The organism is Pseudomonas solani, from assembly GCF_026072635.1.
GTDB lineage: Bacteria > Pseudomonadota > Gammaproteobacteria > Pseudomonadales > Pseudomonadaceae > Metapseudomonas > Metapseudomonas solani.
Window position 1 is genome coordinate 5,581,802 of record NZ_AP023081.1, and the last position, 14,312, is coordinate 5,596,113.

A 14,312-nucleotide genomic window follows, 5' to 3' on the forward strand; every position below is an offset into this window, starting at 1 on the left:
GAGAGCATGAACACCCGATCGCACACACCGCTGAAGCTGGGCCTGGCCCTGCTGCTGGGGGCCTGCGTCGCCAACTCGGCCTCGGCCGACGGCATGGAGGAGCGCCTGCGCGCCCAGCTGCGCACCACCACCCAGCAACTGCAGGCGTTGCAGAGCGAACAGGCCCAGGCCGCCGCCGCGCGTACTGCGGCGGAAGGCCAGCTGACGGCGGCCCAGGCGCAGATCAAGCAGCTCACCGCCGAGCTGGCCAAGGCAAAAGGCCAGGCCGAGCAACTGAGCGGCCAGCAGGACAGCCTGCGCAACGCCGCCCAGGCCCAGGTGGCCGCCAGCAACGAGCAGGTGGGCAAGTTCAAGCAGGCCTACGAAGAGCTGCTGGGGCGCGCCCGTGGCATCGAATCGGCCCGCGCCCAGCTCACCGCCGAGCTGGCCACCCGCGATGAGCAGGTGCAGCAGTGCACCACCAAGAACCAGCAGATGTACCAGGTGGCCAAGGGCATCCTCGAGGCCTACGAGAAGATCGACGTCGCCGAGGTGATGAAGATCCGTCAGCCCTTCGCCGGCAGTGCCCGGGTGAAGTTCGAGGAACTGGGGCAGGTCTACGGCGACGCGCTCTACAAGAACCAGTTCGACGCCGCCATGGTGCCCGCCACCGGGCAGTGATCCAGGGCGCCGGCAGTGCCGGCGCCAACCGCAGACAAGGAGTAGCGCAATGACCGCAATCGACATGATCCACAGCATCAGCCCCGACCAGCTCACCGAACGCCTGCAGGCCGCCGGCTACCGCGTCAACCGCAGCGAACAGGGCGGCGTGGTGCAACTGCTCAGCGCCAGCCAGGGCATCGGCTTCGCCGTGCGCTTCGGCAACCCGGCCCAGGAGCCGGGCGCCTACCTCGACTACTGCTTCAGCTGCGCGCTGCGCATCCAGGGCGAGCTGCCGGCGGGCATGGCCGAGGTGTGGAACGCCACCCGCCGCTTCGCCCGCCTGTCGCGCCAGGGCGAGTTCCTCGTGCTGGAAATGGACGCCATCGTCGCCGCCGGGGTCAGCCCGCAGCACCTGCAAAGCCAGATGGAACTGTGGGACCGCCTGTTGCAGGAATTCATCGCCTACCTGCGCGACTACAGCCAGGCCATGGCCCGCGAGCAGGCCGCCGCCACCCCGGCGCCGGTCGAAACCGCAGACAGCGAGGCGTGAGCCGGATGAACGCCAAGGGCTGGATGCTCGGTTTCGGTGCACTTGCTGCCGTGGCGCTGGCCGTGGGCCTGGCCCTCGGGCTGCGCCCGGGCAGCGGCCTCGAGGCGGCGGTGCAGGCCGTGCCCGAGGTGCAGCAGGCGAGGGCGGCCAGCCAGGCCGCTCCTGCAGAGCGGGCAGTGGCGCGCCTGGGTGAACTGGCGCTGGGCGAGGGCGAACTGCAGGCGGTACTGGATGGCCTGCCGGCGGCCAGCCGCGAGCAGCTGCGCGCCGACCGTGGCGCCCTGGAAGGCTGGATACGCGGGCGCCTGGCGGAGAAGGCCCTGTTGCAGCAGGCCCAGGCCCAGGGCTGGGAGGAGCGCCCGGAAATCCAGCTCATGACCCGCGCCGCCACCGAGCAGATCCTCCTGCGCACCTACCTGGAATCGGTGAGCCAGGTGCCTGCCGATTACCCCAGCGATGCCGAGTTGCAGGCCGCCTATGAGGCCGGCAAGGACAACTGGGTGACCCCGCCGCTGTACCGCGTCAGCCAGATCTTCCTCGCCGTCGGTCCCGGTGCGGCGGAAGAACAGGCGCGCAAGCAGGCCATCGAGCTGGCCCGCCGCGCGGCGGCGGCCAACGCCGATTTCGCTGCCCTGGCGCGCCAGTATTCCCAGGATGCCCGCACGGCCGAGCAGGGCGGCGACACTGGTCTGCAGCCGCTGCAGCAGTTCGTTCCGGCGATGCGCCAGGTGCTTGCCCGCCAACGCGTGGGCAGCGTCTCCGAGCCGCTGCGTAGCGACGCGGGCTACCACATCCTCAAGCTCACCGAGCAGCAGCCCGGGCGCAGCGCCAACCTCGACGAGGTGCGCGACCGCCTGCGCCAGGCCCTGCGTGCCCAGCGCCAGGAGCAGGTGGCACGGGCCTACATGGACGGCATGGTCAGCTCGGCGACCCTGAGCATCGACGGGGCGAGCCTCAACCAGGCACTGGAGAAGGGCCGCTGACACAGCGCCGGGCGGGAGGCCCGGCGCGCCGCAACCTTACGGAGGAGGGCATATGGCATTTCAGGAGAACGAACAGGCGACGACCCATGGCGCGGCCGTTGCAGGCGGGCATGCGGCGGACGACGGCTTCTTCGGCCTGGACGTAGAGGCGGCGCACTACTTCGTGGTGGCGGCCCGTTGCGGCTGCTTCATGCAGGCGGCGCGCAGCCTCAGCATCAAGCCGACGCTGCTGCGCAAGAAGCTCGGGTTGCTGGCCGCCTGGGCCGGGCACCCGTTGTTCCTGCACCAGGGCAACGCCCTGGTGCTGAGCCCCGAGGGCCGGCGCCTGCGCACCCAGCTGGTGGCGCGCCTGGCGGTGCTGTCGCCGGGCCTGGCGCAAAACGAAGACCAGCCGCTGGTGCGCATCGCCGTCGCCGAGCCGCTGCTGCACGACATCCTCGGCCGCGACCTGCTGGCCTTCCTCCGCCAGCACGCCAACGTGCGCCTGGAACTGGCGCGCCTGGACGAGGGCGAAACCCCCGCGCCGGACACCGACCTGCGCGTCTGGCTGGCCCCGCCCGACGACGTCGAACCCTGGCCGGGCTTTGCCAGCGCCCACCTGGAGTGCCTCGCCCAGCTGGAATACCTGCCTCACGTCGCCAAGCGCTACTCCCGCGAGACCAGCCGCCCGCGCAGCCTGGTGGAGCTGGAGGACTACATGCTCGTCGACCTGCAGGGCTACGCCGGCATCGAGGCGCTGCAACCCTGGAACCTGGCCATCGCCGACCGCCGCGCCGGGGTTACCCGGGTCAACTCCTACGAAATGCTCCGGCAGATGATCCAGTGGAGCGCCTGCATCGGCCTGCTGCCCCATTACGTCGGCCAGCTGGACAAGAACCTCATGGCCCTGCCGGCGCTGTTCGAACCGCGCATGGACATGCAGGCCTGGCTCGCCGTGCGCGCCGGCGAAGAAGAGCGCGAGGAAGTCCGCCGCCTCATCGCCCTGGTGCATGCCGCCTTCGATGAGCGTCGGGATTGGTTCTAGCCGGGGAGACCGGCAGCATGGGTTTCGCTTCGCTCTACCCATCCTACGAAGCGTTATTCGACCCGCTGGCACGGTGCCCACGTAGGATGGGTAGAGGCACGAAACCCATCAATCGCCCGGGCTCCGGCGCGTCCGGCTTGCTCGTGTGCGCGGATCTGCCTGGCGCGGTGTTCGCCCGGATCAGCATGGGTTTCGCTTCGCTCTACCCATCCTACGAAGCACCATGCCCGTAGGATGGGTAGAGGCCACGAAGCCCATCAATTCCCCGGCTCCGGGGCATCCGGCTTGCTCGTGTGCGCCCAATCCTGCTTGCGGATCTGCTTGGCGCGGCGTTCGAGCACCAGGTACACCACGCAGGCGATGGCCAGGGGCAGGAGGAAGTAGATGGCGCGGTAGCCGATCAGCGCGGCGAGGAGGGTGCCCTTGGACATCTGGTGCTGCATCAGCGCGATGAACACCGCCTCCAGCACGCCGAGCCCGGCGGGGATGTGGGTGATGACCCCGGCGATGCTGCTGATCAGCAGGATGCCGAGGATGGAGGGGTAGAAGGCCTCCTTGGGCAGCAGGATCCAGATCAGCAGCGCCATCAGCGACCAGTTGAGCATGCCCAGGCCGACCTGGATCAGCGCCATGCGCAGGCTCGGCAGGGTCAGCTCCTGGTCGCGGAAGCGCCAGTTGCGGCGCTTGGCGAAGCGGCAGGCACCGAGGTAGGCGAGGGCGGCGGCGACCAGGGCGAAGCCGATCGCTTGCAGACCGGTCTCGCCGATCTTCCAGCCCTCGGGCAGGTCCACCAGGCGCAAGGAGAACACGCAGCCGGCCAGCAGCATGTAGCCCAGCCAGTTGGTGATCAGGCTCAGGCTGAGCACCTTGGTGATGGTCGGCACATCCAGCCCCAGGCGCGAGTAGAGGCGGTAGCGCAGGGCGATGCCGCCCACCCAGGAGCTGAGGTTGAGGTTGAAGGCGTAGCAGACGAAGGTCACCGGGATGGTCTGCCAGGCCGGCAGCTTGTGGGCGGTGTAGTGGCGGCCCACCAGGTCGAAGCAGCAGTAGGTGGCGTAGCTCGCCGCGCAGGCCAGGCCGGCCAGGGCCAGGGTGGTGGCGCTGTAGTTGGTGATGGCCTGGCGCACTTCCTGCCAGTCGAGGTTCTTCACCAGCATGAACAGCAGCACCGGCACCAGGCAGAAGAAGAACGCCGTCAGGCCGCGCTTGGCCCAGGTCTTCCAGGTGGCCTTGCCTGCGCTCATGAGCTCTTCTCCTGCTCGTAGACCGGCTCGGCGCCGGCCTCTTCCAGGGGCTGCAGCGACTTGATGCGCGGCGAGTGGGCGGGGAACCAGCCGGCGATGGCCGGGAAGTGCCGCAGGAAGTGGAAGCTGAGGAAGATCAGCGGCGCCCGCCACCAGTGGCCGCGGGTGATGCGCTGCAGGGTCACGCGTTTGCACTTGGCGTCGGCGAGCTGCTGCAGGTGGTCGTGCAACTGCTGGTTGAAGGCCGGGTCGCGGATGATCAGGTTGGCCTCCAGGTTCAGCGACAGGCTCAGCGGGTCGAGGTTGCTGGAGCCCACCGTGGCCCATTCGCTGTCCACCAGCGCCACCTTGCCGTGCAGCGGCCGCTGGCAGTATTCGTGGATCACCACGCCGTCGCGCAGCAGGTAGTTGTAGAGCAGTCGCGAGCACAGGCGCACCAGGGGCATGTCCGGCTGGCCCTGCATGATCAGCGTCACCTGCACGCCACGGCGGGCGGCGTTGCGCAGCTCTCGCAGCAGGCGATAGCCGGGGAAGAAATAGGCATTGGCCACCACCAGCCGCTGCCGGGCCGAGCGCAGGGCGCGCAGGTACTGCTCCTCGATGTCGTTGCGATGGCGCTCGTTGTCGCGGATCGATAGCAGCATGCGCGCCTGCCCGGCCGCGCGGTTTTCCGGCGATTCCGGCAGCAGGCTATGCACCTCGCTGGCGCTGTGGGCCAGCAACTGACTGCAGGCGTGGTGCAGGTCGCAGACGATGGGCCCGCGCACCGCCACGGCGTAGTCCTGCTTGGCCATGGGGCCGAAGTCGGCGAGGTGGTCGGCGCAGAAGTTGATGCCGCCGATGAAGCCCAGCTCGCCGTCCACCACCACCAGCTTGCGGTGCAGGCGGCGGAACAGGTTGGTGCGCAGGCCCAGTACCCGGGGGCGCGGGTCGAACATGTGCAGGTTGACGCCGGCCTCGGTCATCTCGCGGATGTAGCGGGTGCCAAGGTCGGCGGTGCCGTAGCCGTCCACCGTCAGCTCTACGCGCACGCCGCGCCGGGCGGCGGCGATCAGGGTCTCCTTGAGGCGCAGGCCGACCTTGTCCTCGAAGACGATGAAGGTCTCCAGCAGCACTTCGTGGCGGGCCTTGTCGATGGCCTCGAACACTGCGGGGAAGAAGTCCTCGCCATTGATCAGCAACTCGACCTGGTTGCCTTCACGCCAGTCGAATTTCACAGGTGCACCTCCACAAGCAAAGGGGCGTGGTCGGACAGGTGGGACCAGGGTCGGCGCAGCAGCACCTGGGGCGAATGGCTGGTGGCGTTGCGCACGTAGACGCGGTCCAGGCGCAACAGTGGCCAGCGTGCCGGGAAGCTGCGTGCCGGGGTGCCATAGGCATTGGCGAAGGCCTCGACCATGCCGCGGCTGGCGAGGATGTCGTCGGCGCGCACGCGCCAGTCGTTGAAGTCGCCCGCGACTATCACCGGCGCCAGGGGCGGCAGGCTGTCCAGCAGGCGGCAGAGCAGTGCCAGTTGCTCGCGGCGATGGGCTTCGCGCAGCCCGAGGTGCACACAGACGGTGTGCACCTCGCGGTGGCCGGGCACATCCAGCACCGAATGCAGCAGGCCGCGTTCCTCGTTGCCGGCGATGGACACGTCCAGGTTCTCGTAGCGCAGGATGGGGAATTTCGACAGCAGCGCGTTGCCGTGGTCGCCTTCCGGGTACACCGCGTTGCGGCCGTAGGCGAAGTCGGTCCACATGCTGTCGGCGAGGAATTCGTACTGCGGCGTCGGCGGCCAGTTCCTGAAGCGCCTGGCGTGGGACTGGTGGGTGCCGAGCACCTCCTGCAGGAACACCAGGTCGGCGCCCAGGGTGCGCACGGCGTCGCGCAGCTCGGGGAGGATGAAGCGCCGGTTCAGCGCGGTGAAGCCCTTGTGGGCGTTCACCGTGATGATGCGCAGCTGGTGCACGGCCGGCAGCAGGTCGGTGGCGGGCAGCGGGGCGGTGGTGACGGTATTCACAGGTCGGCTCCTTCCAGGGCCTGGCCGGGTTCGGTCTGCAGGTGCGTGGCCAGCTTGAGGGTCTCCAGCAGGTGGCGCGCGTCGTAGGGCGCGCGCACCTTGATGTCGTTGTCGAAGTAGCAATACACATCACGGCTGGCGCGTTTTGCGGGGGGCTCGGCGCTGATCAGCCGGGCGTCGTCGGGCTGGCTGCCCTGGCTCCAGGCTTCGATCCGTTTCTTCCAGGCCTTCAGCGCGGCGGGCGAGTAGCCGCTGGCGTAGATCTGCTTGTCGCCGTGCAGGCGCATGTAGACGAAGTCGCTGGTGAGGTCTTCGGCGTAGGGCCACTTTTTCGCCGTGTCGGCGACCACCAGGGCCACCCCGTGCTGGCGCAGCAGGGCGATGACGGCCTCGTCGCGGAAGCTGTCGTTGCGGATCTCCACCGCATGGCGGAGGGGCCGGCCCTTGGGAATGTCGAGGTAACCGGCCTGGTGCAGGCGCGCATCGCTGTGGCGGGCCAGGGTGCGGGCGGCGTCACTGTCCCTCGGCAGCAGGGCGAGGAAGTCGGCGAACAGCGCGGGGTCGAAGGCGAAGCTGGGCGGGAACTGCCAGAGCAGCGGCCCGAGCTTGTCGCCCAGGTGGAACAGCCCCGAGGCCATGAAGTTGGCCACCGGCTGCTGCACGTCGCGCAGGCGCTTCACATGGGTGATGTAGCGCGGCGCCTTGACGCTGAAGAGGAAGTCCTCGGGGGTGTCGGCGGCCCAGCCGGCGTAGCGCTCGGGCGTCTGCAGGGCATAGAAGGACCCGTTGATCTCGATGCTGTTGACCGCCCGCGAGGCGAAGCGCAGCTCTTTCTTCTGCACCAGGCCCTTGGGGTAGAAGTCGCCGCGCCAGGGGGCGTAGCGCCAGCCGGAAATGCCGATACGGATCTCTGCCATCACCGCGTCCCCGTTAACGAGCCTGGCCCTTGGATGCGGACAGGGTCCGCTCCAGCTGTTCCTCGCCTTTGATGATCTCCTCGCCGCTGTCGCCGGCCGGCTGCTGCCGTTGCGGGTGCAGCTCCACCTTGATCCAGCCGTTCTCGCGGCGGTCGAAGGCCTTGAAGGCTTCGATGGCATCGCTCATGGGTTTGACCTGGGTGAGGATCTTCGCCGGGTCCACGCGCTTGTTCAGGGTCAGCTCGATGAGCGTGGGGATGTACTTGCGGTGGTGGCAGTTGCCCATGTTGATGGTGAGGTTCTTGTTCATCGCCAGGCCGATGGGGAAGCTGCGCGCCTGCTGCGGGTAGACGCCGATGATCGACAGGGTGCCGGCCTTGGCCAGCCCCTCGACGGCCCACTGCAGCGCCTGGCTCGGGGCATCGCCGGGGTGCCAGTTATCGCCGTCGGGGTGGGTGCGCGGGGTCAGTTCGGCCATTTCCCGGCGCATGCGCCCGGCGCCGTGGTGGTCGTGGCAGGCGTGCTCGGCGTCCACGCCCACGGCGTCGATGGCGCGGTCGACGCCGATGCCGTTGGTGAGGCGACGCAGGGTCTTCACCGGGTCTTCCAGATCGAAGTTGATCACCTCGGCACCTTGCTGGCGGGCCATGCGCAGGCGGTCGTCGAGGTGGTCGATGGCGAACACCCGGGCGGCCCCCAGCAGCTTGGCGCTGGCGATAGCGAACTGGCCCACCGGGCCGCAGCCGAACACCGCCACTGTGTCGCCGGGGGTGATCTCGGCCATTTCCGCGCCGAAGTAGCCGGTGGGGAAGATGTCCGACAGCAGGATGGCCTGGTCGTCGCTGATTTCGCTGGGCAGCTTGATCAGGCCGATGTTGGCGTAGGGGATGCGCGCCTTCTCCGCCTGCAGGCCCTGGAAGGGGCCGGTGGCCTTGGGCCCGCCGTAGAAGGCGGTGCCCGCCTGCTTGCCGTTGGGGTTGGCCAGGTCGCACTGGGCGTAGTACCCGGCGCGGCAATAGGAGCAGTTGCCGCAGGCGATGGTGGAGGGCACCACCACCCGGTCGCCGATCTGCAGGTTGCGCACGTCGCTGCCCAGGGCCTCGACTATGCCGACGCCCTCGTGGCCAAGGATGGTGCCCTTGACCATGCCGCTGACGGTGCCGCGCACGAAGTGCAGGTCGGTGCCGCAGATGGCCGAGGCGGTGAGGCGGATGATGGCGTCGGTGGGAGCCTGGAGGGTGGGCTCGGGGACATCGTCGAGGCGAATGTCACCCACGCCATGGAATACGACTGCCTTCATGGAGGGCTCCTGTTCGGGGCCGGGCCGCTGTTCGTCGGCGACCAGGCATGGGAAACGGCAGGCGCCGGAGCGGCACCTGTGCTAGTTCCGACTGGGCGGCATAGGAGCGGTTCAGGTTTTCTGCCCGTTGGGCTCGTGGCGCAGCCCGGGCTTAGGCCCGGCGTGTGGTTGTGACACCGAGCGCGAATGAATTCGCTCCTGCACCAGGGAGGCGCGGTGCAGGGCCGTAGGGTGTGCTGCGCGCAACGGGGAGGACGACGCGCACATCAAGGTGAGGCCGGGCATCGAGGGCTGAGCAGCCAAGTAGGTCGGGTGAAACCCGGCGCACGGTGTGGCGCCAATCGCGAATGTTCGGCATGACCTCGAATGGTGGACCGATGAAGCGTGGTCCACATTTCGGGACGGTCCGAGGTGGCGGTGGCTACGGGGGCATGGGAGTGGAGCCTTGGGCCATTGCGCTGCTACAGCAACCCGCGCAGGAACGCGGCGAAGCCCTCCGGGGCGCGGGCGTCGAGGCGGGCGCTGGTGTGCACGGCGGGGCGGCTGCTCCAGGAGATGCGCGCGCCGCTGCGTTCGAAGGCGCGCACCAGGTGCAGGTCCTCGTGGGCGGCCAGGGGCGGGAAGCCCCCGGCGCGCAGGTAGGCCTCGGCGCTGAAACCGAGGTTGGCGCCGTGCACGTGGCGGTGGTCGTCGTGCTGCTGGTAGTGGGCGTGGTAGCGCGCCTGGGCGTCGAGGTGAATGCCGTCCCACTGGGCGATGCGCACGGTGCCGCAGACCACATCGGCACCTAGGGCCAGCTGCGCGGCCAGCCAGTTGGCGCCGGCGATGCTGTCGGCATCGGTGCAGGCGATCCAGCGCGCGCCCCGGTCCAGCAGCCAGCGCACGCCGGTGGCGCGGGCCTGGCCGACGTTGCGCGCATCGATGGCCAGGGTGGCGATGCCGGCGGCCTCGGCGATGGCGGCGGAGCCGTCGCTGCAGGCGTCCAGCACCGCCAGCACCTGGACGGTTTCGCCGCCGAGTTCGGGGTGCGCGGCGGCCTGCAGCACCGAGTCGATGCAGGCGCCCAACAACTGTTCCTCATCGTGCACGGGGATGACGACGCCGATCATGCTTCGCGCTCCCGCAGCCCTTCGCGCTCGGCCACCGAGGTGGCGTCGTGGCACCAGACCTCCAGCAGCAGGTCGGGCTCCTCGTGGCGCAGCAGGCGCGGCATGCCGAGGCCTTCATGCAGGCGCGCGTGGACCTGGTCGCCGGTCAGCGGGCAGCCTTCGATCACCGGGCGCCAATGGCAGGCGAGCAGGGTGCCGCCACGGTTCAGGGCCCGTAGCGCGCATCCGATCAGGCGTTCGAGGTCGGCGGCGTCGAGGTAGTAGCACAGCTCGCTGAGGACGATCAGGTCGAAGCGCCCGCCGGGCCATTGCTCCGGCAGGCGCGCCTGCTGCAGGCGCACGTTGAGCTTGTTGGCCAGGCGCTGGGCGGCCAGCTCGATGGCGCGGCCGGAGGTGTCGCAGCACAGCAGGTCATGGCAGCGGTCGGCCAGGCGCAGGCTCAGCTCGCCGTTGCTGCAGCCGGGCTCGAAGACCTTGTCGTAGAAGCCGCGGGGCAGGGCGGCCAGCACCAGGTTGCGCTTGCGCTTCTCGTACCAGCGCTTACGGAAGGCCCAGGGATCGCGGCTGTCCTGGTAGAGCGTGTCGAAATAGCTGTCGGCCACGCTCACAGGAAGACCAGCTCGAAGGGTTGCTGCAGGCGTTCCAGGCTGGCGGGGGTGAGCACCGGCTGGCCGCCGTCCGGGTCCGCGTACAGCTGGCTGGCGAAGGCCTGCACGGCATGGCGCTTGCGGGCCAGGGTCCAGTTGTCCAGTTCCACCTTGCGCGCACGTTCCCAGGGGATGCGCGGGTCCTCGGGGGCGGCCCAGTGCCAGGCCCAGATGGGCACTTCATGGACCAGCGCGCCGACTTCCATGCCGGCTTCGAGCGTGGCCAGGCCCACCGCCTCGTGATCGGCGTGGCCGTCCTCGCGCCAGGTGGTGAAGACCACGTCCGAGGGTTGCAGGTAGGTGGTGAGGAAGCGCTTGAGCTCGCCCAGGTGGCGCTCGACGCCGGTGTCCGGGAAGCCGCCGCGCAGCCATTTCAGCTCGGCCACGGGGATGCCCAGCCGGTGCAGCGCCTCGGCGCTCTCCTGGGGGCGCACGATGCCGAGGCGGTGCGCCGTCCAGTAGGGCGAGCCGGGGTGGCTGGCGCTGCCGTCGGTGACCGAGATCAGCAGCACCTGGCGACCCAGCTGGAACAGCAACTGCAACAGGCCGCCGCAGCCGAGCACCTCGTCGTCCGGGTGCGGGGCGACGATCACCGCGCGGGCTTCCGGCGGCACCAGGCGCTTGCAATCGATGCTGGGCACCAGGCCCAGGTGGTGCGAGGCGTTCCAGGCCTGCAGCGGCGTTCCGTCGCCATGGATGAGGTGGGCTCTCATGGCATCCAGCTCCCTTGTGGGGCCAGGGCGGCGAGGCGACCGAGTACGGCGAGGTCGCGCTCGGCGTGGCTCTGGCGGAGGTACACCGGCAGGTCGGCGAGCAACCGGGCCAGGTAGGGGTCGAGGCAATAGGGGGCCGCGCCCAGGGCGTGGCCGACATGCAGGAGGGCCGCTTCGGCCGCGCTTTCGCAGAGGGCGCGCAGGCGGCGCACCTGGCCTTCGGCGTCGGCGCGGGGGTGGCGGTCGATCCAGGCGGCGCATTCGCGCAGGGCGCAGGCCGCCCCATGCAGGTGCGCGTCCAGGGCGCCCAGGTGGGCCAGGGCGTGGGGTTCGTCATGCTTGGCACAATGGCGGCGCAGGGCCTCGCCCAGGGCCTGGGCGGCGCCGAACCAGCAGGCGGCGATGCCGGCGCCCCCGTGCCAGAAGCCGGGGCGCTCCAGGTAGCCTCCGGCGGCGCCGATGCAGTGGGCGCGGGCCTGCTCGAAGTGCACCGCGACGCTGCCGGTGGCGGCCATGCCCACCGCGTTCCAGCCGCCTTCGCCGACGCGCACGCCGGGCTGGTCCAGGGCCACGGCCACCAGTTGCTGCCGGCCTTCCTCGTTCCAGCCGGTGAGCAGCGCGTGGCTGAGCACGGCGGCACCCGAGCACCAGGCCTTGGTGCCGTCCAGGCGCACGTCCTGCTGCGAGGTGCGGGCGTTGATGCGCACCCGCGCCTGGGGCGGTTCGGCGGCCCAGACGCCCCAGGTGCTGCCGGCCGGCGGAGCGTCGGCGCCCAGTTCATGGAGGATGGCCAGGGCGTCGGTGTGGCCTTCGTAGAGCTTGCACAGGCCCAGGTCGCGGGCAGCGACCCGGGCCAGGGCCTGCCAGCGCGCCAGGGTGGCGCCCGCGCCGGGCAACGGCAGGCGGTCGAGGCCCGCCGCCACCAGTGCGGCCAGGCGATGACCGAGTTCGCGGGCGTCGGCGCCCGGGCGCGGGCGTTCCGCCAGGCACCCTTCCAGGCGCTCGGCAGGAACGGCCGGGGCACCCTGCATCAGCCGATCTCCCGTTGCAGCTCGAAGAGCAGCAGCGAGCGGTTGGTGAGGGTGAACTCGGTGTCGAACTCGAAGCGCTCCAGGGAGCGTTCGTCGGGGCGGTTGGTGTCCAGCAGCAGGGTCCAGGCGGTGCCCTGGGCGACTTCCGGCAGGCGGAAGTTGACCACGTCGTGGTGGGCATTGAGCAACAGCAGCAGGGTGGCATCGGCACCGCTCTTGCGGATGCCGGTGGGTTGCGCGCGGCCGTCCATGAGCATGCCCAGGCAGCGGGCGTTGCCGTCCTGCCACTGTTCCTCGGTCATCTCGTTGCCGCAGGGCGACAGCCAGGCGACGTCCTTGACCCCGAGTTCTTCGTTGTACTCGCCCACCAGGAAACGGCCCCGGCGCAGGATCGGGTAGGCGCGGCGCAGGCTGATCAGCCGGCGGGTGAAGTCCAGCAGGCTGCGGCCCTCGTCGTCGAGTTCCCAGTCCACCCAGCCCAGTTCGTTGTCCTGGCAGTAGACGTTGTTGTTGCCCTGTTGGGTGCGGCTGAACTCGTCGCCCGCCACCAGCATCGGCGTGCCCTGGGAGAGCAGCAGCGTGGCCATCATGTTGCGCATCTGGCGCAGGCGCAGCGCGCGGATGTCGGCGTCGTCGGTGGGGCCTTCGACGCCATGGTTCCAGGAGTAGTTGTTGTCGCTGCCGTCGCGGTTGCCTTCGTCGTTGGCTTCGTTGTGCTTGTGGTCGTAGCTGACCACGTCGCGCAGGGTGAAGCCGTCGTGGGCGGTGACGAAGTTGACCGAGGCGTAGGGCCGCCGGCCGCGCTGGTTGAACAGGTCGCCCGAGGCGGTGAGGCGGCTGGCGAGCCCGGCGATCTGCCCGCCATCGCCGCGCCAGAAGGCCCGCACGGTGTCGCGGAAGCGGTCGTTCCATTCCACCCAGCCGGGCGGGAAGCCGCCCACCTGGTAGCCGCCGGGGCCGCAGTCCCAGGGTTCGGCGATGAGCTTGAGCTTGCTCAGAACCGGGTCCTGGCGGCAGGCGACGAGGAAGCCGTGGCGTTCGTCGAAGCCGTGGGGGTGGCGGCCGAGGATGGTGGCGAGGTCGAAGCGGAAGCCGTCCACGTGCATCTCGGTGGCCCAGTAGCGCAGCGAGTCGGTGACCATCTGCAGCACGCAGGGGTGGCTGAGGTCGAGGGTGTTGCCGGTGCCGGAATCGTTGATGTAGTGGCGGCGGTTGTCGGGCATCAGCCGGTAGTAGGTGGCGTTGTCGATGCCGCGCATGCTCAGGGTCGGGCCCAGCTCGTTGCCTTCGGCTGTGTGGTTGTAGACCACGTCGAGGATCAGCTCCAGGCCGGCGTCGTGCAGGTGCGCGACCATTTCCTTGAACTCGTTGATGTGGCCGCTGGCGAGGTAGGCGGCGTGGGGCGCGAAGAACGCCAGGCTGTTGTAGCCCCAGTAGTTGTTCATGCCCTTTTCCAGCAGGTGCTGGTCGTTGACGAAGCCGTGGATCGGCAGCAGCTCGATGCTGGTGATGCCCAGGGAGCGGATGTGCTGCAGCAGCTCGGCGTTCATCAGCCCGGCGCAGGTGCCGCGCAGGTGCTTGGGCACGGCCGGGTGGCGCATGCTGGTGCCGCGCAGGTGGGCCTCGTAGATGACCGTGGCATCCCAGGGCACGCGCACGGACTTGTGCTCGGGCCAGGTGAAGGCCGGGTCGATGACCTTGGACTTGGGCACGAAGGCAGCGCTGTCGCGCTCGTCGAACGACAGATCGCCGTCCTTGTGGCCGATGGTGTAGCCGAACAGCGCCTCGGACCAGCGCAGCCCACCCACCAGTTGGCGGGCGTAGGGGTCCACCAGCAGCTTGTTGGGGTTGAAGCGGTGGCCGGCGTCGGGCTCGTAGGGGCCGTGCACGCGGTAGCCGTAGATCTGCCCGGGGTGGGCGTCCGGCAGGTAGCCGTGCCAGATCTCGTCGGTGTATTCGGGCAGTTCGATGCGTTCCAGTTCCTGTTCGCCCTTGGCGTCGAACAGGCAGAGTTCCACCTTGGTGGCATGGGCGGAAAACAGCGCGAAGTTCACCCCCAGCCCGTCCCAGGTGGCGCCCAGGGGGAAGGGGTGGCCTTCGGTTATCCGTGAGCGTTGCCTGCTCATTGGTGTCTCTCCTCACACGGCTCG

14 protein-coding genes are annotated in these 14,312 nt (G+C 69.5%); 4 read left to right on the top strand and 10 right to left on the bottom strand.

The features are described 5' to 3' along the window. Positions 1-6: 6 nt before the first annotated feature. From PSm6_RS25215 to PSm6_RS25230, 4 genes are read left to right on the top strand one after another with little or no spacing between them, the layout of a single operon-like run. The gene (locus PSm6_RS25215; RefSeq protein ID WP_265168544.1) at positions 7-660 is read left to right on the top strand and encodes a DNA repair protein; all 654 of its coding nucleotides are present in this window, start codon (positions 7-9) and stop codon (positions 658-660) included. 49 nt (positions 661-709) lie between these two features. Further along, the gene (locus tag PSm6_RS25220) at positions 710-1,192 is read left to right on the top strand and encodes a YbjN domain-containing protein (RefSeq protein WP_265168546.1); all 483 of its coding nucleotides are present in this window, start codon (positions 710-712) and stop codon (positions 1,190-1,192) included. Positions 1,193-1,197: 5 nt separating this feature from the next. Continuing rightward, positions 1,198-2,175, top strand: a complete 978-nt coding sequence (locus tag PSm6_RS25225; RefSeq protein ID WP_265168547.1) for a peptidylprolyl isomerase — start codon at positions 1,198-1,200, stop codon at positions 2,173-2,175. Between the two features lie 52 nt (positions 2,176-2,227). Next, positions 2,228-3,199: a LysR substrate-binding domain-containing protein gene (locus PSm6_RS25230; protein WP_184492173.1), complete on the top strand. Its 972-nt coding sequence runs from the start codon at positions 2,228-2,230 to the stop codon at positions 3,197-3,199. Between the two features lie 257 nt (positions 3,200-3,456). Here the strand turns inward: PSm6_RS25230 and PSm6_RS25235 are convergent, their stop codons facing one another. From PSm6_RS25235 to glgX, 10 genes are all read right to left on the bottom strand, one after another. After that, entirely contained in the window at positions 3,457-4,443 is a 987-nt protein-coding gene (locus PSm6_RS25235) for a lysylphosphatidylglycerol synthase domain-containing protein (protein WP_265168549.1), read from the bottom strand. Beyond that, positions 4,440-5,660, bottom strand: coding sequence for a cardiolipin synthase ClsB (gene clsB / locus PSm6_RS25240; protein WP_043245504.1), 1,221 nt, complete (start codon positions 5,658-5,660; stop codon positions 4,440-4,442). The genes PSm6_RS25235 and clsB overlap by 4 nt, the downstream gene beginning before the upstream one ends. Continuing rightward, positions 5,657-6,445, bottom strand: coding sequence for an endonuclease/exonuclease/phosphatase family protein (locus PSm6_RS25245; RefSeq protein ID WP_265168552.1), 789 nt, complete (start codon positions 6,443-6,445; stop codon positions 5,657-5,659). Before PSm6_RS25245 ends, clsB begins: the two co-directional genes overlap by 4 nt. Beyond that, the gene (locus tag PSm6_RS25250; RefSeq protein WP_265168553.1) at positions 6,442-7,362 is read right to left on the bottom strand and encodes a DUF72 domain-containing protein; all 921 of its coding nucleotides are present in this window, start codon (positions 7,360-7,362) and stop codon (positions 6,442-6,444) included. The genes PSm6_RS25245 and PSm6_RS25250 overlap by 4 nt, the downstream gene beginning before the upstream one ends. A gap of 13 nt (positions 7,363-7,375) precedes the next feature. After that, positions 7,376-8,662, bottom strand: a complete 1,287-nt coding sequence (locus PSm6_RS25255) for a zinc-dependent alcohol dehydrogenase (RefSeq protein WP_265168555.1) — start codon at positions 8,660-8,662, stop codon at positions 7,376-7,378. A 461-nt stretch (positions 8,663-9,123) separates the two neighbouring features. Continuing rightward, positions 9,124-9,771, bottom strand: coding sequence for a glycosyltransferase family 2 protein (locus PSm6_RS25260; protein WP_265168557.1), 648 nt, complete (start codon positions 9,769-9,771; stop codon positions 9,124-9,126). Then, complete coding sequence (locus PSm6_RS25265; RefSeq protein WP_265168558.1) at positions 9,768-10,379, bottom strand: class I SAM-dependent methyltransferase; 612 nt, start codon at positions 10,377-10,379, stop codon at positions 9,768-9,770. The genes PSm6_RS25260 and PSm6_RS25265 overlap by 4 nt, the downstream gene beginning before the upstream one ends. Then, a complete protein-coding gene (locus PSm6_RS25270) occupies positions 10,376-11,131 on the bottom strand; it encodes a PIG-L deacetylase family protein (protein WP_021221705.1) in 756 nt (251 codons plus the stop codon). Before PSm6_RS25270 ends, PSm6_RS25265 begins: the two co-directional genes overlap by 4 nt. Beyond that, positions 11,128-12,162, bottom strand: a complete 1,035-nt coding sequence (locus tag PSm6_RS25275; protein WP_021221704.1) for an acyl-CoA dehydrogenase family protein — start codon at positions 12,160-12,162, stop codon at positions 11,128-11,130. The genes PSm6_RS25270 and PSm6_RS25275 overlap by 4 nt, the downstream gene beginning before the upstream one ends. Further along, positions 12,162-14,288 (bottom strand): glycogen debranching protein GlgX, encoded by a 2,127-nt coding sequence (gene glgX, locus PSm6_RS25280; protein WP_021221703.1) that lies wholly within the window; start codon positions 14,286-14,288, stop codon positions 12,162-12,164. The genes PSm6_RS25275 and glgX overlap by 1 nt, the downstream gene beginning before the upstream one ends. Positions 14,289-14,312: the final 24 nt, after the last annotated feature.

What these genes read in the sequence shown, in the direction of transcription:
- glgX (WP_021221703.1), bottom strand. Translation starts at nt 14,288, where the DNA reads ATGAGCAGGCAACGCTCACGGATAACCGAAGGCCACCCCTTCCCCCTG.
- PSm6_RS25275 (WP_021221704.1), bottom strand. Translation starts at nt 12,162, where the DNA reads ATGCAGGGTGCCCCGGCCGTTCCTGCCGAGCGCCTGGAAGGGTGCCTG.
- PSm6_RS25235 (WP_265168549.1), bottom strand. Translation starts at nt 4,443, where the DNA reads ATGAGCGCAGGCAAGGCCACCTGGAAGACCTGGGCCAAGCGCGGCCTG.
- PSm6_RS25250 (WP_265168553.1), bottom strand. Translation starts at nt 7,362, where the DNA reads ATGGCAGAGATCCGTATCGGCATTTCCGGCTGGCGCTACGCCCCCTGG.
- PSm6_RS25270 (WP_021221705.1), bottom strand. Translation starts at nt 11,131, where the DNA reads ATGAGAGCCCACCTCATCCATGGCGACGGAACGCCGCTGCAGGCCTGG.
- PSm6_RS25230 (WP_184492173.1), top strand. Translation starts at nt 2,228, where the DNA reads ATGGCATTTCAGGAGAACGAACAGGCGACGACCCATGGCGCGGCCGTT.
- PSm6_RS25215 (WP_265168544.1), top strand. Translation starts at nt 7, where the DNA reads ATGAACACCCGATCGCACACACCGCTGAAGCTGGGCCTGGCCCTGCTG.
- PSm6_RS25220 (WP_265168546.1), top strand. Translation starts at nt 710, where the DNA reads ATGACCGCAATCGACATGATCCACAGCATCAGCCCCGACCAGCTCACC.
- PSm6_RS25255 (WP_265168555.1), bottom strand. Translation starts at nt 8,662, where the DNA reads ATGAAGGCAGTCGTATTCCATGGCGTGGGTGACATTCGCCTCGACGAT.
- PSm6_RS25225 (WP_265168547.1), top strand. Translation starts at nt 1,198, where the DNA reads ATGAACGCCAAGGGCTGGATGCTCGGTTTCGGTGCACTTGCTGCCGTG.
- PSm6_RS25260 (WP_265168557.1), bottom strand. Translation starts at nt 9,771, where the DNA reads ATGATCGGCGTCGTCATCCCCGTGCACGATGAGGAACAGTTGTTGGGC.